Here is an 18585-nt window from a genome sequence, read left to right as displayed (position 1 = left end):
TAAAGGAGAACATGGATGACGCGCGTCGCGGCCATTGATTGCGGAACCAACTCGATTCGTTTGCTGGTTTCGGAGCTTCGCGAGGGCTCCATTGCCGACGTCACCCGCGAGATGAAGGTGGTGCGCCTTGGAGAAGGCGTGGATGCCACCGGTGCTTTCGCCCCTGAGGCTTTAGAGCGCGTGAGAAACGCGCTCGAAGAATACGTCGAGACGATGGAAGATCTTGGCGTGACCAAGCTCAGGATGGTGGCTACCTCTGCCAGCAGGGATGTGAGCAACCGCGATGAGTTCTTCCGCATGACTGGTTCTTTACTGGGAAGAATCCGCCCGGGCTACAGGGCCGAAGTTATTAGCGGTGAGGAAGAAGCCGCGCTTTCTTTCCGTGGAGCGGTGGCAGATCTCGACCAGCAAGACGGCCCATTTTGCGTGATGGATCTTGGCGGCGGTTCTACTGAATTTGTGGTGGGGGATGCCGATGGCAGCATTTTCGGTTCCCATTCCACCCGCATGGGCTGTGTGCGCCTGAGCGAGCGGATTATGAGGAGTGATCCTCCAACCGCTACGGAAGTAGAAATTGCCGAGGACTATGTGGCCGAGCGGATCAAAGAGGTAGAAACCATCGTGCCTATTGATCAAGCCCACACCTTTGTTGGCTGTGCAGGTACTTTTACTACCTTGGCTGCCTTGGCGTTGGGGCTTGAAGAATATGACCCCAAGGCCATTCACAATGCAGTGCTGCGCACCGAGTCTTTGCACACGATTACTCGCCAATTAATTGCCGAAAGCTCAGCCGAGCGTTTGGTGCATCCTGTCATGCATCCCGGTCGCGCCGATGTCATTGCCGGTGGATCGGTGGTGGTAGAGGGCATTATTGAAATGATTCACCGCAATACCGCTGCAAATACCATTGTGATTTCAGAAAAAGACATCCTGGATGGCATCGTGGCGCAATTGTTTGAGCAAGGCTCGAAAGCCTAGCCTTCCTGGTGTTTCGAACAACGGCCCCTTCGTGGGTTAGACTATTCAACGCGCTGAAATACGCGCTTGCCCCCATAGCCCAATTGGCAGAGGCAGTCGACTTAAAATCGATCAAGTGTGGGTTCGAGTCCCACTGGGGGCACCATGTTATTCAGGTGCTTGGGGTGGCACCGTGATGGATTCTTATCCAAATCTTCAGGTTGCTAACAGCTTTTAGAAAGTCCCTGGTCAGCTTGTCGCTTTAGATTCGAGAGAAAGAAACGCAATCTCGAGTAAAAGGACATCTTCCATGAGTGCTGCTGCTGTCTATCACCTTCTGCCGGCAGATCCCTATAAGGCCGGAGCTTGGACCTATCTTCCAGAACGCCGCCATATTCACCAGCAAACCACCAACTTTGGTACCGCTGAAGCCAAGCGTGCGCCCGAATCGGTAGCTCCGCGTCACCGCTAGGGGTGCGGTGGGTGAATGAATTAGGCCCACTTCCTGTTCTTATCTTCATTCCTCCACCGGCTTAGGGTATCCTTGCCTTTGTAATATTTGTGGAAAGGTCAGGGACATGCTGAACGTGCCAATGCACCCCAGTACTACAACGCAACTGCTGTGGTGCGTCGAAGGAAGTGCAACACTTATCACCCATGATCGCCTCGTACCCTTGAGTGCCGGCGATCTGCTCATTGCCCCACAAGGCAGCTATGTGCAAGGCACTGCCACGGTGCTGCCCATGGCATGCCCCATCGATGCCGTGCAGCCACGCCGCCTGCGCCTAGGCGTGCAGTGGAATTCCTTTATGGTCTACGAGTTCTCACGGCAAAGGATTGGCGGCAGGGGACTCAGCCCCGAGCTTTCCAACCTCGTGCGAGCCACCACCTACCAGCCGATCATGCCTACCTCCACCGAGGCGCGCACCGTGGCCAGGCAACTACGCCGCCACCCGGCATCACAAAAATCTCTGCTGCGCTTTGCAGAACAAGTTGGAGTAAGTTCGCGGACCTTGCAACGCCAGTTCTTAAAAGAAACCGGCTTGATCTTTAGCGAATGGCGCGCCGCCCAGCGTGTGCACGCCGCCATCGCGCTGCTGGAACAGCGCCTGCCGGTAGCCCAGGTATCCAAGCGAGTGGGCTTCCAGGCAGCGTCCTCGCTCAACCGCGCATTCCAGCGCCACACAGGCTTTACCCCTGCTGCCTTCGCAGTACATGCGGGTGTGGGCAAGAAGCAGGCACCTGCCCCAACGGTGCCGCAATCCACCATGTTTGCTCGTGCCCGCACCGACGTGGTGATGTGGATTTATGCAGGCACAGCCACGGTAACCACGCCCGGTTATTGCCGCTTTGTTGCCCAGGGCGACACAGTGACCATTCCCGCCGGTACCGATACCCGCTTGGATGTTGCTGCAGGTTCGGTGGCCTTGGCACTGTCACTTGAGCAGGCAGAAGGGCCAATCACGCTTGAGCAGATTGCCCGCAACGCCTGGGAGGCGCCGATGGAGGCCCTTAGCGAGGCAGAGCTTGCGGCCGCGCGCCAAAGCCTGCAACCGCAGCTTGGCTAAGAACAAAAAAGTGGCGCGTTCGGGAACACCGTGCCATGCTTGGGCGTTGTTAGGTATGTACGTTATTAACAAATCTTGAGGCACGTCCTTAAAGAAAGGATTGTTCTTTCCATGCGCAGTAGCAACCCCGTGTTGACCTCGCTCACGAACTCGCAGCGCGGCCAGCAGGCCGCCTATGCGCCAGGCATGCAGCAAAACCCCTACCAGGGTTTCCAGGAGTCTCAGGTAGCAGACCGCCCCATGACCGTCGATGATGTGGTGACCAAAACCGCCATCACCCTCGGCGTGATCGTGGTTGGCGCCGTGCTCAACTTCGGCTTGCTGCTCACCAGCCCGGGTCTGGCTTATATCCTCACCTTCGTGGGTATGTTTGGCGGTTTGATCACGGTGTTCGTGGCAAGCTTTGGCAAGAAATTCGGCTCCAAGACTGTCACCCTTGTCTACGCAGCCTTCGAAGGCCTCTTCGTTGGTGGCCTCTCCGGTCTTTTCACCGGCGTAACCGTTGGCGGCTCCAACGCCGCAATGATGATTGGCCAGGCCGTGCTGGGTACCGTGGGTGTCTTCGCCGGCATGCTGTGGGTATATAAGACCGGTGCCGTAAAGGTCACCCCGAAGTTCCAGCGTGTGCTCACTGGCGCCATCGTCGGCGTGCTGGTGCTCTCCCTGGGCAGCCTCCTGCTTGGTCTGTTCACCGGCACCAACCCGCTGTATAACGGCGGCCCCATCGCCATCGTCTTCTCCTTAGTCTGCATCGGCCTTGCTGCACTGAGCTTCCTCAGCGACTTCGATCTGGCCGATCGCCTCATCCGCGAGGGTGCCCCCTCCAACTACGCCTGGGGTGTAGCCCTTGGTCTGGCAGTGACCCTGGTGTGGCTGTACACCGAGATCCTTCGCCTGATCAGCTACTTCAACCGCAGCTAGTTGCTCAAGCAGCACTCAACGTTAAAAACCGCCACCTCGTATCTGAGGTGGCGGTTTTTTTTCTAGCTAGTAGGTTGTAGCGCTGCTAAATACAATGCCTTCGGGGGTTTCCACGGGATCGCTGAGCATCACCGTCACCTTCGAACGTTGGGGCTTATCGCAAGTACGATCCCCGCAATCCTCGTTGACAAAAGTGCCAGAACCAACGGCCTGCTCACCGGCCCAGGTTTTCCACTTTATTTTTTCCACAAAGCTTGCTTCATGGATGCAATCGAGCATCACGGTAGAAGGCTTTAATTCTGGATCAGCAATGCAGTTTTTCCAGCCAGGTAGCGCCTTGGCCGGATAGGGGGCAGTAGTAGAACGCTTCGGACGCGCAGCAGAAGACGATGCAGCAGAAGATTTGGCGGCGGAGGGTTTGGCGGCTGAGGAGCGAGAAGCTGTACTCGAGCGGGCCTTGCTGGATGCGGTGCTAGCAGTAGTGGTTGCCCGTTGCGTACTAGATTGTGCCGGCTTGCTTGTGGCTTTGCTCGATGCAGTAGCCTGCGTGCTTGGTGCAGTAGCCTGCGTGCTTGGTGCTGAGGTTTCGCTGGTGCCGCAGGCGCTTAAGGTGCAGCTCAGCGCAAAGGCCGCTCCCAGTGCGGAAGCGGCCTGCAAGAACGTCGAACTCATAGGGTCACGATCAAAGAAAGCGAATTATGCCTTGCGGGGAGTCGCAGCCTTGGTGGAGTCATAAGGAGCTGCAGATTCCACGGTGACCTTGATGGTGCGGCCATTAGGTGCGGTGTATTCGCGGGTTTCGCCTTCCTTGGCGCCGATGATGGCTGCGCCCAAGGGGGACTGCTCGGAGTAGGTTTCGAGGTCCTTGTTATCGCTGGCAGCAGCGCGCGTACCGATGAGGAAGGTCTCCTTATCGGAGGGGTCTTCGTTGTAGTAGACGTGTACAACGGAGCCGACGTAGGCAACGCCATCGACGATGCCGGCGCGCTCGGTGGTGGAGTTGGCAAGGATCTCCGAGATCTGCTTGATGCGGGCCTCTTCCTGGTCCTGCATCTCGCGGGCGGCGTCGTAGCCGGCGTTTTCTTTGAGGTCGCCTTCTTCACGGCGCTCGTTGATCTCCGCTGCCACCACGGGGCGGTGGGCGATCAGGGCGTTGAGCTCTTCTTCGAGCTTGGCCTTGGTCTCGGGAGTGATGTATTGCTTCTGGTTCTCAGCCACGGTGACTTCCTTGCTAATGGTTCATTGGTGTTATTCGACGGTGCGCACGCCAGCGCTGCAATGGCGAAGCCCCGTCGTAGCGGGGCTTGTTGGCGTAATTACTGCAAGATACTAGCACCTTGGCTAGCTTGCAGGGGAATCTGGGGCGCTCAGGTAGAAGGGGAGTTCAGTCGCACAGCCATAAACATCCGCCGATGCGCCCGGGCCGCTGGTGGTAATCACCGTTTCATAGCGCCCAGATCGGCTACCACCAGCGGGGATCACCACTTCGCGGCGGCCTACCTCGGCCATGTCATAATTCAAGGCCTTGACAATGCAATAGGAATCGGTGGAGGTATCGTCACGGGTGACGTCGAAGCTCAGCTTGAATTCATTATCGCTGAGCTGGGTTACCTCGGCCGTCTTGCCGGTAATGGTCACGGCTTGTTGCTGCTTTACTAGCCTGAACGCGGCGATTGCCACGGCGAAGACCATGACCAGGATCAAAATGGCAAGCAACTTGCCGCTGAGCGTGGATTGCTGGCTTGAATTAGCGCCTGCGGCATAGCGTTTGCGAGCCATAAGATAGTGCACTCCTTGCAACTTTTGCTTGAGTCAATTCGACCATGGGACTAGACCATAATAGCCAACCGTACTCACGCTAGGATGGTTGCACACTGATTAGCAATAGCACGCATCCGTTAAGCCTTGAAAAGGTGAGGAGAGTTACGCCATGAAACCACTTCGTTTGTTGGCCATCCACGCACACCCCGATGATGAATCGAGCAAAGGTGCAGCCACCATGGCAAAGTATGCCGCCATGGGCCACGAGGTGATGGTGCTTACCTGCACCGGTGGTGAGCGCGGAGATATCCTCAACCCGGCGATGAACAAGCCTGGGGTCGCGGAAAATATGAGCGCTATTCGACGCGAAGAAATGGCCCAGGCAATCAAAGCCATCGGCGCTTCGCATGCTTGGCTTGGGTATGTCGATTCGGGTTTGCCCGAAGGTGATCCGCTCCCGCCTTTGCCTGAAGGTAGTTTTGCTCTGGCAGATACCGATGAGGTGGTGGCGAAGGTGGTGGCAGTTATCCGCCAGTTCCGCCCGCATGTGATCATCACCTATGACGAAAATGGTGGCTATCCCCACCCAGATCACCTCAAGGTCCACGAGGTGTCGATGTTGGCCTGGGAGCGAGCAGGGCTTGGTCAATACCGCCCGGAGTTGGGCCAGCCTTGGCAGCCACTGAAGCTTTATTACACCCACGGCTTTATCCGCCAGCGCATGGAGATGTTCCACAATCTGCTGATCGAGCAAGGCAAACCGAGCCCCTATAGCGACATTCTTGAGCGCTGGAAGGCCAATAAGGCCGATGTGATGGCCCGAGTCACCACACAAGTGCATTGCGCAGACTTTTTCGAGCAACGCGATAATGCCCTTCGGGCACATGCCACCCAAATTGATCCCGCAGGAACATTTTTTGCCACCCCGGTGGAGGTGCAGCAGCGCCTGTGGCCCACAGAAGAATTCGAGCTGGCAGCCACGCGTGTGAGCACCTCGATCCCGGAAGATGATCTCTTCGCTGGTATTGATGAGCAAGGCTAAATACCTGCGCTGATAACCTCACAGCCAGCACGAACCTGGAAGTAGGCGGTGGGGTACTAGAATGAGCGTGACGAGCAACAAGCATTATCCAAGGAGCTTAGAAAAGGCATGACCACTGATCTTTTGATTTTGGCGCAGCAAGGCCCTGGACCTGCTGGATCTGAGTTTGGCAAGGCATCGCCGGTGGGCTGGCTGGTGCTCGTGGCACTGTTGGTGCTGGTGCTTTACCTTGGCTATGCCTTCCATCGTCGCTATTCGCGCATGAATCGACGCCGCATGTTCGCTGAGGCCCACGGCCTTGATGTATTCGATGAGCAGGCAGTAGATAAGGCGATGGAAGAAGCGGGGGTGCTTGATCGCCGGAAGAAGCACTGGCTGTGATGCAGGCACTCGAATTGGCTAGCAAGGCTCAGCAGCGAGTGCGCAGGCTTGCCGATGCCGTGCTGTACCCGGTGTATGAGCGCCGTTTGCGCCGAGAAATCGCAGGTGTAGCTCAGCCCAAGCATGTTGCGGTGATGTGCGATGGCAACCGTCGCTGGGCTCGTGAGGCAGGTTTTGCCGATATCAGCCACGGGCATCGCGTGGGGGCTCGCAAGATTGGTGAGCTGGTTCGTTGGTGCCAAAACACCGATGTGGAATTGGTGACTGTCTACCTGCTTTCCACCGAGAACCTAGGCCGGAAAAGCGATGAGCTGGAGCTGCTGTTTAATATCATCGGCGATGTTGTCGATGAACTCGCAGATGAAGCCACCAATTGTCGCGTGCGCCTCGTCGGCCACCTCGACCTGCTGCCCGAGCGAGTAGCGCAGCGGTTGCGCAGCGCTGAGGAATTAACTGCCGAGCACACCGGCGTGGCAGTCAATGTGGCTGTAGGTTATGGCGGACGCCAAGAAATTGTCGACGCCGTGCGTGAGCTCATCGCCGACGCCGCTCGCTCGGGAGTACCTGCCAATCAGATCGCTGAGGCAGTGAGTGTGGACTCGATTTCCAAACACCTCTACACCTCAGGTCAGCCGGACCCAGATTTGGTCATCCGCACCTCAGGGGAGCAACGCCTCTCGGGGTTTTTGCTCTGGCAGGCGGCGTATTCGGAAATCTGGTTTACCGATACCTACTGGCCGGCGTTTCGCCGCCTCGACTTCCTTCGAGCCCTGCGTGAATACTCCAAGCGCAGTCGGCGCTTTGGCAAATAATCATGCATATTCGATATTCCTCTACCTACGGCTCCACCAAGGCCTATGCCCAGCAACTCGCTGAGCGTTTAGGCACCGAGGCCCTAGACTGCACCCACCCCATCGAAGGCGATGGGCCGGTCATCGTGCTTGGACCTGTGCACGGGCCGAAAATGCCCGCGCTGCAATATGTAGAGCGCCATCACTTGCACAAGCGCACACTCGCGGTGGTGGCCGTTGGTATGACTGATCCTGCAATCGCTGCTGAAAAAGATCAGATGCGCCACCACCTGCCAGAACATGTGGCTCGCTTTTATGTGCCAGGCAGGCTGTTCTATTCAGAATTAAGCCACAAACACCTCAACATCATGCGTTCGGTGGTGGCGCTGCTGAAGGCCAAACCACTGAAAAGCCCTGCCGAAAAAGCACTGATTGCAGGGTTTGGCAAAGATATCGACCACACCGATAAAGCGGCTCTTGAACCGATCGTGCGGTGGGCAACCAACGCTTAGAGTTTGCGCATCCTGATCCGCTGAATCGCGTGATCGGAACCTTTAGAAAGCACCAGGGATGCCCGCACTCGGGTGGGCTGGATGTTTTCTACCAGGTTGGGCAAATTGATCGTCTGCCAGATCCTGCGGGCTTCTGCCTCAGCACTAGCATCATCAAAGTCGGCATAGTGCGAAAAGTGCGCGCCGGGTTCACGGAAGGCTGAACCGCGAAGCGTTAAGAAGCGCTCGATGTACCAGCGCTCAATATCCTCGGTGTGGGCATCGACGTAGATGGAGAAATCAAAGAGATCACTCACGGTGAGCGTGGGCCCAGTTTGTAGCACGTTGAGGCCTTCGACGATCAAAATATCGGGGCGATCCACATGGACGAATTCTCCGGGCACAATGTTGTATGCGGTGTGCGAATACACCGGGGCAGTGACATTCGGCTTGCCGGATTTCACGTCGGTGACAAAGCGCAGCAGCGCCCTTCTGTCATAGCTTTCGGGATAGCCTTTCCTATTCAGCCTGCCCTTGGCCTTTAACTGCTCGGTTGGGTATAAGAAGCCATCGGTGGTGACAAGATCGACGCGCGGGTGTGTTTCCCAGCGCTGCAACAGCACTTGCAGCAGGCGAGCAGTGGTGGATTTACCCACCGCCACTGAACCTGCGATGCCAATGACGAAGGGGACGTGGGGTGCTGGGGCGCCCACGAAGGTTTCCACGGATCGGTTGAGGGACTGGCGGGCGTCGACAAGCAAATGGATCAGACGACTTAAAGGCAAATAGACCTCGGTGACTTCCTCCAAATCGACGTTTTCGCCGATACCGCGAAGCTCCACCACTTCTTCCTCGGTGAGCACCTGCGGCATGGATTTACGCAACGCTCGCCAGGAGCTGCGGTCGAAATCCAAGTAGGGGCTTGCGTCTTTGAGGCGGGCCATGACTCTATTGTGCCCCGCGGCCATGCCTGCTTCCGAATCGCCTCCGAACATCCAGGGGCAATGTACGGGGGAGTGCAGCCTCACCTGTGCGTTAGACTGACCTGGACGTGCTTGGGTGTGCGTCTGGAGAATAACCCCCACTATGAAAGGTGATGTGGCCGAGCCATGGCACAAGACATCCACAATATGGCGCTCAGCGAGCTTGACCCAGAGGTGGCACAGGCCATCCACGATGAGCTCGGACGCCAACGCGGCACCTTGGAAATGATTGCCTCGGAAAACTTCGTGCCGCGAGCGGTGCTGCAAGCCCAGGGTTCGGTGTTCACCAACAAATACGCCGAAGGCTACCCCGGACGCCGCTACTACGGCGGCTGCGAATACGCCGACGTGGTAGAAGACCTCGCCCGCAACCGCGCCAAGGAACTCTTCGGCGCAGAATTTGCCAACGTACAACCCCACGCCGGCGCCCAGGCCAATGCTGCCGTGCTGATGGCACTGGCCAAGCCAGGTGAGAAAATCATGGGTCTTTCCCTGGCCCACGGTGGCCACCTCACTCACGGCATGCACCTGAACTTCTCCGGCAAGCTCTACGAGGTAGCCGCCTACGAGGTAGACCCCGAGACCTTCCGAGTCGACATGGATAAGGTGCGCGAGCAAGCCCTGCGCGAAAAGCCACAGGTGCTCATCGCCGGCTGGTCTGCATACCCCCGCCAGCAAGACTTCGCCGCATTCCGCAGCATCGCTGATGAAGTAGGCGCAAAGCTTTGGGTAGATATGGCCCACTTCGCAGGCCTCGTGGCAGCCGGATTGCACCCCTCTCCAGTACCGCACGCAGATGTTGTCTCCACCACCGTGCACAAGACCTTGGGCGGGCCTCGCTCCGGCATGATCCTGGCTAAGCAGGATTACGCCAAGAAGCTCAACTCCGCGGTATTCCCCGGCCAGCAGGGTGGCCCGCTCATGCACGCAGTGGCTGCAAAGGCCGTGGCCATGAAGGTTGCTGCCAGCGAGGAATTCAAGGAGCGCCAGGAACGCACCCTCGAAGGAGCCCGCATCATCGCCGAGCGCCTTACCGCACAAGACTGCAAGGACGCCGGCGTCGATGTACTGACCGGCGGCACCGATGTGCACCTGGTCTTGGTTGATCTGCGCAACTCTCAAATGAACGGCCAAGAAGCAGAAGACTTGCTGCACGAGGTGGGCATCACCGTCAACCGTAATGCCGTGCCATTTGATCCCCGCCCGCCGATGGTTACCTCCGGTTTGCGCATCGGCACCCCGGCGCTTGCCACCCGCGGCTTCGATGCCGCCGCCTTTGAAGAGGTAGCCGAAATTTTGGCAGAAGCACTCAAGCAGGGCAGCGCTGCCGATGTGACCGCGCTGCGCCAGCGTGTGGATGCCCTTGCTCAGCAGTACCCGCTGTATGAAGACCTCGAGCAATGGGGTTTGCTCTAAAACCTGAGTAAGCGCGCATAAGAAAACGCCCCGAGCCCTTCGCTTTTATCCTGCAAGGGTTCGGGACGTTGCGCTATGTATTCGGCGGCGTTGCGCTGTGTGTTCGCAGTGTTGCGCTGTGCCTAGCTTTGCTGTGTGCCTAGCTTTTAGGCGCGGTGCCAGCCACCTTCGGCTGATGCGTGCTTGGGGTTTTGCTCGGCTTGGGAATCGTGGCTTTCTTCCAGGCCTAATTCGCCTTGCTGCTCGGTGCCAAGCTCGCCGTCTTGCTCTGCTTTACGTGCGGCTTCTCGTTCGGCTTCGATGGTGCGGGTAGTCTCGCGCAGCTTTTCATTCTTGATGGCAGATACCAGCAGCAGTGCGGTAATCACCAGCGGCATCAGGATGATAAACACCGGCATGAGGGCATCGTGATAGGAGTTGATAAATGCCTCGTGCACCGCGCCGGGTAGTTGCTGCACGATCTCGGGGGTAACGCTATTGGCGTCGAGTCCTTGCTCAGACATGGCTTGTGCTTGTTCAGGTGGCAGTTGTGCCACGGCACCTGGGAGGCGTTCTTCAAGCAGGGGCTTGAGGTTGCCAACGAAGATGCCACCAACCAGGGCTGAGCCGATGGAGGAACCAATTTGGCGGAAGAAGTTATTTACCGCGGTAGCAGAGCCAACTACTTCCATGGGCAAGGTGTTTTGTACCACCAGCACGAGCACCTGCATGCTCAGGCCAAGGCCGGTGCCGACGGTAAACAGGCAGGCGCCGATGTACCACAGCGAGGAATCCACCTTGATGGCGTGGAACATGAATAGTGAGATAAACACGATGATCATGCCGATGATGGGGAAGTGGCGGTAGGTGCCGGTCTTGGTAATGCGCATACCTGACCAGATGGAAAAGCCCATCATGCCCACCATCATCGGGATCATCATGTAGCCGGCTTCGGTGGCGGAAATGCCTGCCACCATCTGCAGGTAGGTGGGAAGGTAGGCCAGGATGCCGAACATGGTGATGCCGAGCACGAGGCCTGCGGCGGTGGTGACTGCGAAGTTGCGGTTTGCAAAGAAGTCCAGCGGGATCAGGGGGTTCTTTGCGCGCTTTTCGACGATCACCAATGCGATTGCGCTGAGGATGCTCGTGACGATCAAGCCGATGATCAATGGATCAGACCACTCATAGGTGGACCCGCCCCAGGTGGTGAACAGGATCAGGGAGACGGTGGCGGTGATCATCAAGACGGTGCCCAGGTAATCCCACTGCAGTGGCTTCTTTTCGCCCTTAGGAATTTGCAGGCGCCACAAGGCAATCAGGATGGCAATAACGCCAAGCGGCAGGTTCATCCAGAATGCCCAGCGCCAGCCGATTCCCTCGGTAAACCAGCCACCGAGCAGTGGGCCAAGCACTGCGGACAAACCGAAGATGCCACCCATGACACCCATGAAGCGACCACGTTCGCGGGCTGGAACTACGTCGGCGATGATGGCCTGCGAGAGGATCATCAAGCCACCGGCGCCCACGCCTTGGACGGCGCGACCGGCAATCAGCAGGGTCATGGTGTGGGCGAAGCCGCCGATAATTGAGCCCAAAAGGAAGATGGTGAGGGCGCCGATAAATAGCGGCTTTCTACCGACGATATCGCCGAGCTTGCCGTAGATGGGCAGCATGATGGTTTCGCCCACCATATATGCGGTAATCACCCACATCATGTGGTCGACGCCGCCGAGTTCACCAACGATGGTGGGAAGGGCGGTAGAGAAGATCATTTGGTCCAGGCTGGCAAGCAGCATGGATACCATCAGTGCTGATAAGACCCACCAGGCGCGTTTGCGCTGTTCTGGGGTCATGGAGGATTCGCGCTTTTGGGGCTTTTCCTTCGTTGTGGTGATGCTCATGGTCTGAGTTCCTTTTGTTGGTGCTTTTGGCGTTTTGTAAAAAACGAAAGAATTTCTTGTTCTATGTCTGCAACAGGTCGATGGTGGCCTTGAGCATGGTGGCGCTCGTGGCACGAAGGTGCGCCGGTGTGAGATTGCCGGTGTGCTTGCCTGAGTGCATGGCAGACATCACGGCCGAAAACACCACGCCGGTGAGTGCATAGGCTTCGTCTTCTAGCGATTCCTGTGTTTTTCTGGCTTGGGGATAGCGCTCGTAATAGCGAATGACTGCGGCGCTTACTGCTTCTCTTGCATCGTGGAAGCGAGAAATTTGATGGCGAATAAACGCTGGTTCTTCCTCGCAGATGGCTTTTCTTCTTGCCTCAGTCTCAGCGCTAAACAGGGCGTCGCGCGTGGGATCCAGGATCAAAGAAACGAGCAAGCTTAGGGTTGCTGCGGGCAAGTTTGGGTGTTCTTGCTGGCAGAACTGCTCTACTTCTTCCTGGCTGAGTTCGCGGTGTCCGCTGCCAAGCACGGCTTCTTCTTTGGAGTTGAAGTAATTAAAAAATGTTCGGCGTGAAATGCCAACTGGTTTGCAAATATCGTCCACGGTGACATCTTGAAAGCCGCGTTCGAGCACCAAGGCTGTTGCGGTGTCTTCGATCGCGCGGTGCGTGCGGATGCGCTTGGCTTCACGGTGTGAAGGTGCAGGATCCGTGCACTCCATTGTGGCGTTCATGTGGATTTCTGTGGACATGTCTGTGATTCTATGCCCGAAATTGCACTGGGTGCAAAGTTGCACGGTGTGAATTTGCATGCCCGCCCTGGGTGCTGTGTCGCGCAGCACTATTGCGAAGTTGGCAACTCAGGAGATACAGTTGCCATTAAGGAAACTCTGAGCGTGATGGGCAGCAGCGATAGCCCCCAACCCGCTTTATTAAGGCCACACGAGGTCAATCGCTGATGCTTATCAGGAAAGAAGAGCAGCATGAATGATTACAGTTTTGCCAAGGATCTTGAGCGCCGCCAGCGAAGCCGTGGTGCACAATCGGCAAAAAGTTGGGTGCTCATCGGTGTATTTGTAGCGCTGATCTTTCTAATGTCGGTGCGTTCCTGGCCGCTGTGGACGCAGTTGTTGCTCATTGCCTTAGGGCTCGTGCTGGCCTTTATTGATTACCGGTCTACTGGAGTGCGCGCTGCAACCAGGCAGCCAGTAGATAGCCCCCACATTGCAATGTCGGGCAAAGCGGTAGCGGTGATGGTTCTGTGGTTCTTATTGTCCGCGGTGATGTTTAATCTGGGGGGAGACAACCTGGCGCAGCACAGCTTCTTAATCCAATGCATCGTGGCTTTAGGCTTCGGTGTTCTAAGTTCGCTGATGTTCCGGTTTATCTTCCGTGATAAAGCATCAAGAATGTGAAAGAAAACGTAGCTCATGGCTCAGCTTGATCCACTGATCCACCCGATTCAGCGCCTCGCTATTTGTGCCACGCTCTATGGCGCAGGTGCTGTGGAGGGTTTGAATGAGATGCGCTTTTCTAAGCTCGCAGAAGCTACAGCGCTTTCTCCCAGCGCCTTATCCAAACACCTTCGAGCTTTAGAAGAAGCCGGATACTTGTCCAAATTCCGCGAAATCGGCTCGACTCGCGCTGATGACGTGCTGTGGTTACAGCTCAGTCACGCAGGCCGCGATGCCTACAAAGAGCACATGGCTGCCCTTGAAGGCTTAGAAAAAGAACAGCACCCGCAGAACCAATCGGTGCGGGTGCAGCAAAAACGAGGCTAAAAGCTTGGGCGCTACTCAGCGTCGTTGGATTGTTCTTCACGCTGCTCGGCCAAGGCAGTGCGAGCCTTGCGCAGCCACTCTGGCTGGTTTTCCAGCAGTGCCTTAATCTCGGCGGTCGTAAGCGGCTTATCCATATCGTTGCGCTTTAAGGCCGCGATAGTAATGCCCAGTTTCTGCGCCACCACCGGACGCGGGTGCGGGCCGTTACGGCGAAGCTCCTGGAGCCACTCTGGGGGCGTATGTTGCAGCTCATTGAATTCATCGTGAGTCAGTGCAGACTGCTGGAATTCTTCAGGAGCCGCAGGCAGGTAGATGCCGAGCTTTTTTGCGGCGGTTTGGGGCTTCATTGCCTTGCCGGACGGAGTACGCGCAGATGCTTCATTCACGCTAACAACGCTAGCATTAGTTCATGCTTCGACTGAGCTTCGTTACTGGCACCGAACCCGATAAGTGGTTCCAAAGATTCAATGAGCGCACCTACCACGGTGGGGTGACGCCTTCTGGTAGCGACGATCCCGTCGAAGAGCTCTTCAGCGGCAACGCCGATCTCGCCCTGGTGCGCTTGCCGGATGCCCGCGTCGAGCAAGCTCAAGACGATCTCCATATCGTGCGCCTCTACGAAGAAGCTCCAGGCGTGGCCTTGCCCGTAGACCACACCATGACCTTGCTGGATGCCTTAAGCCCTGAGGAGCTTGAGGGAGAAAAGGTGATGGCCAGCTATCAAGGGCCAAGCCATGTCCAAGAAATCCGCGACGGACTACAAGTAGTAGCAGCCAACGTTGGCATTGTCTTTGCCCCGAGGCCGTTGCTGAAGGTGCTGTGCGGCAAAAAGGTTGAGCACCGCGGCTATAGCGGCCAGGCGCACCCAGAAACCACCATCGCCTTAGTGTGGTTCAAAGATCGCGATGCTGAGGATATTCAAGATTTCGTAGGCATTGCCAAGGGGCGGCGAGCGAATTCTTCGCGCCAGATCAAGACCAAAAAGTCTGCGACATCCAAGGCCATACGCAAGCGTGAAGTGACCCAAAAACCCAAGGCAGGCAGGCGTCTCAATAAGAAGAAGCAACGCAGGCGGGGTGGAAAGCGATAGGGGTTATGGAGTGGTTTTTCGGAAAAACTCCAAGGTCACGATTAAATTACAATTCACATGCTTTTAGGCTTATGGCTTGATTCGATGCAGTGCCATAGCTCATTATCGTATGTGGTAATCAAATAACCCCTGAAAGGATGCCTGAACTTATGAAGATGAAGCGCACTCTCGCTATCGCCACCACCGTTGCCCTCGGTTTCGGTGCTGTTGCTTGCTCCGACGCAGAGGAGGCCGCAAAGGACGCTGGCGCTGCTGTGTCTGAGGCTGCTACCGACGCAACCGACAAGGTTTCCGAGGTTGCTACCGACGCTACCGACAAGGCTTCTGAGGTTGCTACCGACGCTACCGACAAGGCTTCTGAGGTTGCTACCGACGCCACCGACAAGGCTTCCGATGTTGCTTCCGACGCTAAGGACGCTGTTGAGGGCGACAAGGAGCTCGTAGACGTTGACACCGCTGCTGGCGAGTCCGTGAAGGTTCCCTCCGGCCTGAAGGACGCCATCGAAGATGGCAAGGACTCCATGGGTGAGCTCCAGAACGTGAGCGAAGGCCCCGACCACACCTACCTGGCAACCCTCGAAGAGGGCAACATGCTGGTGTGGAACGGCGAGAAGGCTGTTCCGGTAGTTGGCAAGATCGGTGAGACCTGGTTGAACGACGGCGGCCTGGAGTCCCAGGTTGGCGCACCGGTTTCCGCTGAGGAGACCACCGACAAGGGGTGGACCCAGGAGTTCAAGCACGGCACCATCAACTGGACCGCTGACGACGCTGGCGTTTTCAGCCCTGAGATCGTCACCAAGTAATTCGATTCGGCGGAGTTTGCAAACATCGCCTGGGTGATAAAGAATCAACCCCATGCCAGATAAGGACTTCGTCATTCGTCCGCTGCGCCGGGCCGACTTTGGCCAGGTGCAGCAAATTTATTTGCTCGGGCTGGAAACCGGAAACGCCTCGTACGAAGTGGAGGCGCCGAGCTGGGAGCGCTTTTCTAAAGCCAAAATCCCCGAAACACTCTTTGTGGCTGTCGAAGCAGACAACGACGAAAAAGTGATTGGGTGGGTTGCCGCAGCTCCCATTTCCACCCGAAGCGTATTCCACGGAGTGGTGGAAGATTCCATTTATATCCACCCCGATGCCCGCGGCCGCGGTGTTGCCGGCGCATTGGTGGATAAGTTGATCGAAGTGTGTATCAGCTTGAATAAATGGTCCATTCACTCGTGGATCTTCCCGGAAAATGTTGGTTCCGCCAAGCTGCACGAATCCCGAGGATTTGAAAAGGTGGGCACCTTACGCCACCTAGCCAAAATGACCTACGGGGAATTCAAAGGCCAGTGGCGTGATACCGATATTTGGGAAAAGCTTCTGCCAAAGCCCGAGATCGACGATGAAACAGCAGCCGCGCTAGACAAAGACTAGCTCTTCTTACACCCAAATAGCCTTCCAGGGAATACCTGGGAGGCTATTGCTTATGCTCCGAGCATCTCTTGGGTGAGCTCGTATTCCCACATATCGCCCTCATGGACCAACCTTGCACCAATGGCTTGGGCAACAGCTTTGGATGCCGCATTGTCTTTCATGGTGCTGATCTCGATGGTGTGGGCACCATGGTGCAGCGCATAGTCCGCCACCTCCCGGGCGGCCATGCGCATTAGCCCTTTACCTCGTGCCCAAGGAGCGAGGTTATAACCCATGGAATAACGCCCAGGTGCTTCTTTGCGCAGCTCAACATTGCCGCTATAGCGCCCTTCATGCATGATGGCCCAACGCAAGGCGGGGGTGCGAAGAAAGGCTTTGGCCATCGCTAGGGTGTACTCAGCGGGGATAGTGGTAAATCTTTGGGTTTGAGCATCGAGGCAACTACGCAGCAGCTCCTCGCTGATCTGCTCGATATCCGGGTGCTTGGCCAGCGCCTCCCAGGGCAAGAGCGTGGCATGAGGGATGCGCAAGGCAGTGATCTGCATAAGAGTTCAACTCCAAGAGGAAAAATCCCCCGCGCACAAAGCGCAGGGGATAGCGGCGGTAAAGAACTTAACCGCCTGAGCGCCTGCTGGTGTTGCAGGGCCTTGGGTGCGATTTACTTATCGCGGTCGGTATTTGCCATGGCAAGCACGTCGAGGCGCTTGTCCAGCTCTTCTTCGGTGAGCTTCTCGCCATCGACAAAGCCCATGTCGATCACGGTCTGGCGGATGGTCTTGCCTTCCTTCAGCGCGGTCTTTGCCACCTTGGCTGCATTTTCGTAGCCAATAGCGGAGTTCAGCGGGGTCACGATGGAAGGGGAAGACTCGGCGAGGGTCTTCATGCGCTCCTCGTTGGGCTCGATGCCGTCGACAAGGCGCTCTGCAAACACGCGTGCGGTGTTGGCCAGGAGTCGGGAGGACTCGAGCACGTTGCGGGCCATCATCGGAATGAAGACGTTGAGCTCGAATGCGCCCTGCGAGCCACCGAAGACTACGGCTGCGTCGTTGCCGATCACCTGGGCTGCAACCTGGGTTGCGGTTTCGCACAGCACGGGGTTGACCTTGCCGGGCATGATCGAGGAGCCGGGCTGCAGGTCAGGCAGGTGGATTTCTGCAAGGCCGGTCAGCGGGCCGGAACCCATCCAGCGGATGTCGTTGGCGATCTTGTTCAGCGAGACTGCAATGGTGCGCATGGCGCCGGAGAATTCCACGAGGCCATCGCGGTTAGCCTGAGCCTCGAAGTGGTTTTCGCACTCGCGCAGCTCCTCAACACCGGTGAGTTCCTTAAGCTCGGCGGTGACCTTCTCGCCAAAGTCGGCGGGGGTGTTCAAGCCGGTGCCAACAGCGGTACCGCCGATGGGCAGCTCACCCAGGCGAGGCAGGGTGGCCTCAACGCGCTCGATGCCGGCTTCGATCTGGCGGGCATAACCGGAGAACTCCTGGCCGAGGGTCACAGGCACTGCATCCATGAGGTGGGTGCGGCCGGACTTTACTACCTTCTCCCATTCCTTTGCCTTCTTGGCAAGGGACTCGTGGAGCACCTTCAGGCCAGGAATCAGATCCTTGACTGCGGCCTCGGTGGCTGCCACGTGGGTGGCGGTGGGGAAGGTGTCGTTGGAAGACTGGCCCATATTGACGTGGTCATTGGGGTGGACCTCGACGCCGTTTTGGCCGGCGATCGAAGCGATGACCTCGTTGGTGTTCATGTTGGAGGAAGTACCAGAGCCGGTCTGGAACACATCGATGGGGAACTGATCGTCGTGCTTGCCCTCAGCGATTTCCTTAGCCGCGGCGATAATAGCGTCGGCCTGCTCTGCGTCGAGGAGCCCGCGATCCTTATTCACCTGTGCGCAGGCGGCCTTGAGCAGGCCCATTGCGCGGATCTGAGCGGATTCCAGGCCACGGCCGGAGATGGGGAAGTTCTCCACGGCACGCTGGGTCTGTGCACGCCACAGAGCGTCTACAGGCACCTTTACTTCGCCCATGGTGTCGTGTTCGATGCGGTATTGCTGCTCAGCCATAAAAGATGTCACCTTTGCGGGTTGTTGATCAATAGTCATGTGTGGTGCCTTCGCGGCGTTG

At 57.2% G+C, this 18585-nt stretch carries 23 protein-coding genes and 1 tRNA gene; 15 read left to right on the top strand and 9 right to left on the bottom strand.

From position 1 onward, the window contains the following. Positions 1-15 precede the first annotated feature (15 nt). The 5 genes from CPPEL_RS07400 (at position 16) to CPPEL_RS07385 (ending at position 3446) form a co-directional block, all read left to right on the top strand. Positions 16-978 carry a Ppx/GppA phosphatase family protein gene (locus CPPEL_RS07400; protein WP_123960514.1) on the top strand — a complete coding sequence of 321 codons (963 nt, stop codon included), beginning with the start codon at positions 16-18 and terminating at the stop codon, positions 976-978. 68 nt (positions 979-1046) lie between these two features. Then, positions 1047-1123, top strand: a tRNA-Leu gene (locus CPPEL_RS07395). Between the two features lie 144 nt (positions 1124-1267). Further along, entirely contained in the window at positions 1268-1429 is a 162-nt protein-coding gene (locus tag CPPEL_RS11160; RefSeq protein ID WP_164470394.1) for a hypothetical protein, read from the top strand. 106 nt (positions 1430-1535) lie between these two features. After that, positions 1536-2525: a helix-turn-helix domain-containing protein gene (locus CPPEL_RS07390; protein WP_123960513.1), complete on the top strand. Its 990-nt coding sequence runs from the start codon at positions 1536-1538 to the stop codon at positions 2523-2525. A gap of 111 nt (positions 2526-2636) precedes the next feature. Then, positions 2637-3446 carry a Bax inhibitor-1/YccA family protein gene (locus CPPEL_RS07385; protein ID WP_123960512.1) on the top strand — a complete coding sequence of 270 codons (810 nt, stop codon included), beginning with the start codon at positions 2637-2639 and terminating at the stop codon, positions 3444-3446. A gap of 66 nt (positions 3447-3512) precedes the next feature. Here CPPEL_RS07385 and CPPEL_RS07380 read toward each other — a convergent pair whose 3' ends face one another. The 3 genes from CPPEL_RS07380 to CPPEL_RS07370 form a co-directional block, all read right to left on the bottom strand. After that, a complete protein-coding gene (locus tag CPPEL_RS07380; RefSeq protein ID WP_123960511.1) occupies positions 3513-4118 on the bottom strand; it encodes a hypothetical protein in 606 nt (201 codons plus the stop codon). 24 nt (positions 4119-4142) lie between these two features. Continuing rightward, entirely contained in the window at positions 4143-4664 is a 522-nt protein-coding gene (gene greA, locus CPPEL_RS07375) for a transcription elongation factor GreA (protein ID WP_123960510.1), read from the bottom strand. 123 nt (positions 4665-4787) lie between these two features. Further along, positions 4788-5225, bottom strand: coding sequence for a DUF4307 domain-containing protein (locus CPPEL_RS07370; RefSeq protein WP_123960509.1), 438 nt, complete (start codon positions 5223-5225; stop codon positions 4788-4790). Positions 5226-5376: 151 nt separating this feature from the next. On the opposite strand from CPPEL_RS07370, the gene mca reads away from it, so the two are divergent. The 4 genes from mca to CPPEL_RS07350 all read left to right on the top strand — a co-directional run bounded on the left by mca (position 5377) and on the right by CPPEL_RS07350 (position 7933). Then, positions 5377-6249, top strand: a complete 873-nt coding sequence (gene mca / locus CPPEL_RS07365; protein WP_123960508.1) for a mycothiol conjugate amidase Mca — start codon at positions 5377-5379, stop codon at positions 6247-6249. Positions 6250-6357: 108 nt separating this feature from the next. Continuing rightward, positions 6358-6630: a hypothetical protein gene (locus CPPEL_RS07360; protein ID WP_123960507.1), complete on the top strand. Its 273-nt coding sequence runs from the start codon at positions 6358-6360 to the stop codon at positions 6628-6630. Continuing rightward, positions 6630-7442: an isoprenyl transferase gene (locus CPPEL_RS07355; RefSeq protein WP_123961282.1), complete on the top strand. Its 813-nt coding sequence runs from the start codon at positions 6630-6632 to the stop codon at positions 7440-7442. Before CPPEL_RS07360 ends, CPPEL_RS07355 begins: the two co-directional genes overlap by 1 nt. 2 nt (positions 7443-7444) lie before the next feature. Beyond that, positions 7445-7933, top strand: coding sequence for a flavodoxin domain-containing protein (locus tag CPPEL_RS07350; protein ID WP_123960506.1), 489 nt, complete (start codon positions 7445-7447; stop codon positions 7931-7933). Here the strand turns inward: CPPEL_RS07350 and coaA are convergent. Continuing rightward, entirely contained in the window at positions 7930-8856 is a 927-nt protein-coding gene (gene coaA, locus CPPEL_RS07345) for a type I pantothenate kinase (RefSeq protein WP_123960505.1), read from the bottom strand. The two genes, CPPEL_RS07350 and coaA, sit on opposite strands and share 4 nt — an antisense overlap. A gap of 165 nt (positions 8857-9021) precedes the next feature. Here coaA and glyA point away from each other — a divergent pair, with 165 nt between their 5' ends. Next, positions 9022-10311, top strand: coding sequence for a serine hydroxymethyltransferase (glyA, locus tag CPPEL_RS07340; protein WP_123960504.1), 1290 nt, complete (start codon positions 9022-9024; stop codon positions 10309-10311). A gap of 146 nt (positions 10312-10457) precedes the next feature. Here glyA and CPPEL_RS07335 read toward each other — a convergent pair whose 3' ends face one another. Together CPPEL_RS07335 and CPPEL_RS07330 are read right to left on the bottom strand one after the other, a co-directional pair. Then, positions 10458-12191 (bottom strand): MDR family MFS transporter, encoded by a 1734-nt coding sequence (locus tag CPPEL_RS07335; protein WP_342767967.1) that lies wholly within the window; start codon positions 12189-12191, stop codon positions 10458-10460. A 61-nt stretch (positions 12192-12252) separates the two neighbouring features. Continuing rightward, positions 12253-12927, bottom strand: a complete 675-nt coding sequence (locus tag CPPEL_RS07330; protein WP_164470393.1) for a TetR family transcriptional regulator — start codon at positions 12925-12927, stop codon at positions 12253-12255. Between the two features lie 231 nt (positions 12928-13158). Here CPPEL_RS07330 and CPPEL_RS07325 point away from each other — a divergent pair, with 231 nt between their 5' ends. Both CPPEL_RS07325 and CPPEL_RS07320 read left to right on the top strand, forming a co-directional pair. Further along, positions 13159-13590, top strand: a complete 432-nt coding sequence (locus tag CPPEL_RS07325; protein WP_123960502.1) for a hypothetical protein — start codon at positions 13159-13161, stop codon at positions 13588-13590. A gap of 15 nt (positions 13591-13605) precedes the next feature. Beyond that, the gene (locus tag CPPEL_RS07320) at positions 13606-13956 is read left to right on the top strand and encodes a transcriptional regulator (protein WP_123960501.1); all 351 of its coding nucleotides are present in this window, start codon (positions 13606-13608) and stop codon (positions 13954-13956) included. Between the two features lie 11 nt (positions 13957-13967). Here the strand turns inward: CPPEL_RS07320 and CPPEL_RS07315 are convergent, their stop codons facing one another. After that, the gene (locus CPPEL_RS07315; RefSeq protein ID WP_123961280.1) at positions 13968-14303 is read right to left on the bottom strand and encodes a DUF5997 family protein; all 336 of its coding nucleotides are present in this window, start codon (positions 14301-14303) and stop codon (positions 13968-13970) included. 62 nt (positions 14304-14365) lie between these two features. Between CPPEL_RS07315 and CPPEL_RS07310 the strand changes: the two genes are divergently transcribed. The 3 genes from CPPEL_RS07310 (at position 14366) to CPPEL_RS07300 (ending at position 16462) form a co-directional block, all read left to right on the top strand. Continuing rightward, the gene (locus tag CPPEL_RS07310; protein ID WP_123960500.1) at positions 14366-15046 is read left to right on the top strand and encodes a LysR family transcriptional regulator substrate-binding protein; all 681 of its coding nucleotides are present in this window, start codon (positions 14366-14368) and stop codon (positions 15044-15046) included. A gap of 155 nt (positions 15047-15201) precedes the next feature. Beyond that, on the top strand, positions 15202-15849 hold the full coding sequence (locus tag CPPEL_RS07305) for an LGFP repeat-containing protein (RefSeq protein ID WP_206608921.1): 648 nt from the start codon (positions 15202-15204) through the stop codon (positions 15847-15849). Positions 15850-15901: 52 nt separating this feature from the next. After that, positions 15902-16462 carry a GNAT family N-acetyltransferase gene (locus CPPEL_RS07300; RefSeq protein WP_123960498.1) on the top strand — a complete coding sequence of 187 codons (561 nt, stop codon included), beginning with the start codon at positions 15902-15904 and terminating at the stop codon, positions 16460-16462. Positions 16463-16512: 50 nt separating this feature from the next. Here the strand turns inward: CPPEL_RS07300 and CPPEL_RS07295 are convergent, their stop codons facing one another. Next, on the bottom strand, positions 16513-17007 hold the full coding sequence (locus CPPEL_RS07295; protein ID WP_123960497.1) for a GNAT family N-acetyltransferase: 495 nt from the start codon (positions 17005-17007) through the stop codon (positions 16513-16515). 113 nt (positions 17008-17120) lie between these two features. After that, complete coding sequence (locus CPPEL_RS07290; RefSeq protein ID WP_123961279.1) at positions 17121-18524, bottom strand: class II fumarate hydratase; 1404 nt, start codon at positions 18522-18524, stop codon at positions 17121-17123. Positions 18525-18585: the final 61 nt, after the last annotated feature.

It is taken from the genome of Corynebacterium pseudopelargi, from assembly GCF_003814005.1.
Classification (GTDB): Bacteria; Actinomycetota; Actinomycetes; order Mycobacteriales; family Mycobacteriaceae; genus Corynebacterium; species Corynebacterium pseudopelargi.
Note: the sequence above shows the minus strand (reverse complement) of the source record. Positions and strands in the feature narration are given on the sequence as shown.

What these genes read in the sequence shown, in the direction of transcription:
- CPPEL_RS07400 (WP_123960514.1), top strand. Translation starts at nt 16, where the DNA reads ATGACGCGCGTCGCGGCCATTGATTGCGGAACCAACTCGATTCGTTTG.
- CPPEL_RS11160 (WP_164470394.1), top strand. Translation starts at nt 1,268, where the DNA reads ATGAGTGCTGCTGCTGTCTATCACCTTCTGCCGGCAGATCCCTATAAG.
- CPPEL_RS07390 (WP_123960513.1), top strand. Translation starts at nt 1,536, where the DNA reads ATGCTGAACGTGCCAATGCACCCCAGTACTACAACGCAACTGCTGTGG.
- CPPEL_RS07385 (WP_123960512.1), top strand. Translation starts at nt 2,637, where the DNA reads ATGCGCAGTAGCAACCCCGTGTTGACCTCGCTCACGAACTCGCAGCGC.
- CPPEL_RS07380 (WP_123960511.1), bottom strand. Translation starts at nt 4,118, where the DNA reads ATGAGTTCGACGTTCTTGCAGGCCGCTTCCGCACTGGGAGCGGCCTTT.
- CPPEL_RS07370 (WP_123960509.1), bottom strand. Translation starts at nt 5,225, where the DNA reads ATGGCTCGCAAACGCTATGCCGCAGGCGCTAATTCAAGCCAGCAATCC.
- mca (WP_123960508.1), top strand. Translation starts at nt 5,377, where the DNA reads ATGAAACCACTTCGTTTGTTGGCCATCCACGCACACCCCGATGATGAA.
- CPPEL_RS07360 (WP_123960507.1), top strand. Translation starts at nt 6,358, where the DNA reads ATGACCACTGATCTTTTGATTTTGGCGCAGCAAGGCCCTGGACCTGCT.
- CPPEL_RS07355 (WP_123961282.1), top strand. Translation starts at nt 6,630, where the DNA reads ATGCAGGCACTCGAATTGGCTAGCAAGGCTCAGCAGCGAGTGCGCAGG.
- CPPEL_RS07350 (WP_123960506.1), top strand. Translation starts at nt 7,445, where the DNA reads ATGCATATTCGATATTCCTCTACCTACGGCTCCACCAAGGCCTATGCC.
- coaA (WP_123960505.1), bottom strand. Translation starts at nt 8,856, where the DNA reads ATGGCCCGCCTCAAAGACGCAAGCCCCTACTTGGATTTCGACCGCAGC.
- glyA (WP_123960504.1), top strand. Translation starts at nt 9,022, where the DNA reads ATGGCACAAGACATCCACAATATGGCGCTCAGCGAGCTTGACCCAGAG.
- CPPEL_RS07335 (WP_342767967.1), bottom strand. Translation starts at nt 12,191, where the DNA reads ATGAGCATCACCACAACGAAGGAAAAGCCCCAAAAGCGCGAATCCTCC.
- CPPEL_RS07330 (WP_164470393.1), bottom strand. Translation starts at nt 12,927, where the DNA reads ATGTCCACAGAAATCCACATGAACGCCACAATGGAGTGCACGGATCCT.
- CPPEL_RS07325 (WP_123960502.1), top strand. Translation starts at nt 13,159, where the DNA reads ATGAATGATTACAGTTTTGCCAAGGATCTTGAGCGCCGCCAGCGAAGC.
- CPPEL_RS07320 (WP_123960501.1), top strand. Translation starts at nt 13,606, where the DNA reads ATGGCTCAGCTTGATCCACTGATCCACCCGATTCAGCGCCTCGCTATT.
- CPPEL_RS07315 (WP_123961280.1), bottom strand. Translation starts at nt 14,303, where the DNA reads ATGAAGCCCCAAACCGCCGCAAAAAAGCTCGGCATCTACCTGCCTGCG.
- CPPEL_RS07310 (WP_123960500.1), top strand. Translation starts at nt 14,366, where the DNA reads ATGCTTCGACTGAGCTTCGTTACTGGCACCGAACCCGATAAGTGGTTC.
- CPPEL_RS07305 (WP_206608921.1), top strand. Translation starts at nt 15,202, where the DNA reads ATGAAGCGCACTCTCGCTATCGCCACCACCGTTGCCCTCGGTTTCGGT.
- CPPEL_RS07300 (WP_123960498.1), top strand. Translation starts at nt 15,902, where the DNA reads ATGCCAGATAAGGACTTCGTCATTCGTCCGCTGCGCCGGGCCGACTTT.
- CPPEL_RS07295 (WP_123960497.1), bottom strand. Translation starts at nt 17,007, where the DNA reads ATGCAGATCACTGCCTTGCGCATCCCTCATGCCACGCTCTTGCCCTGG.
- CPPEL_RS07290 (WP_123961279.1), bottom strand. Translation starts at nt 18,524, where the DNA reads ATGGCTGAGCAGCAATACCGCATCGAACACGACACCATGGGCGAAGTA.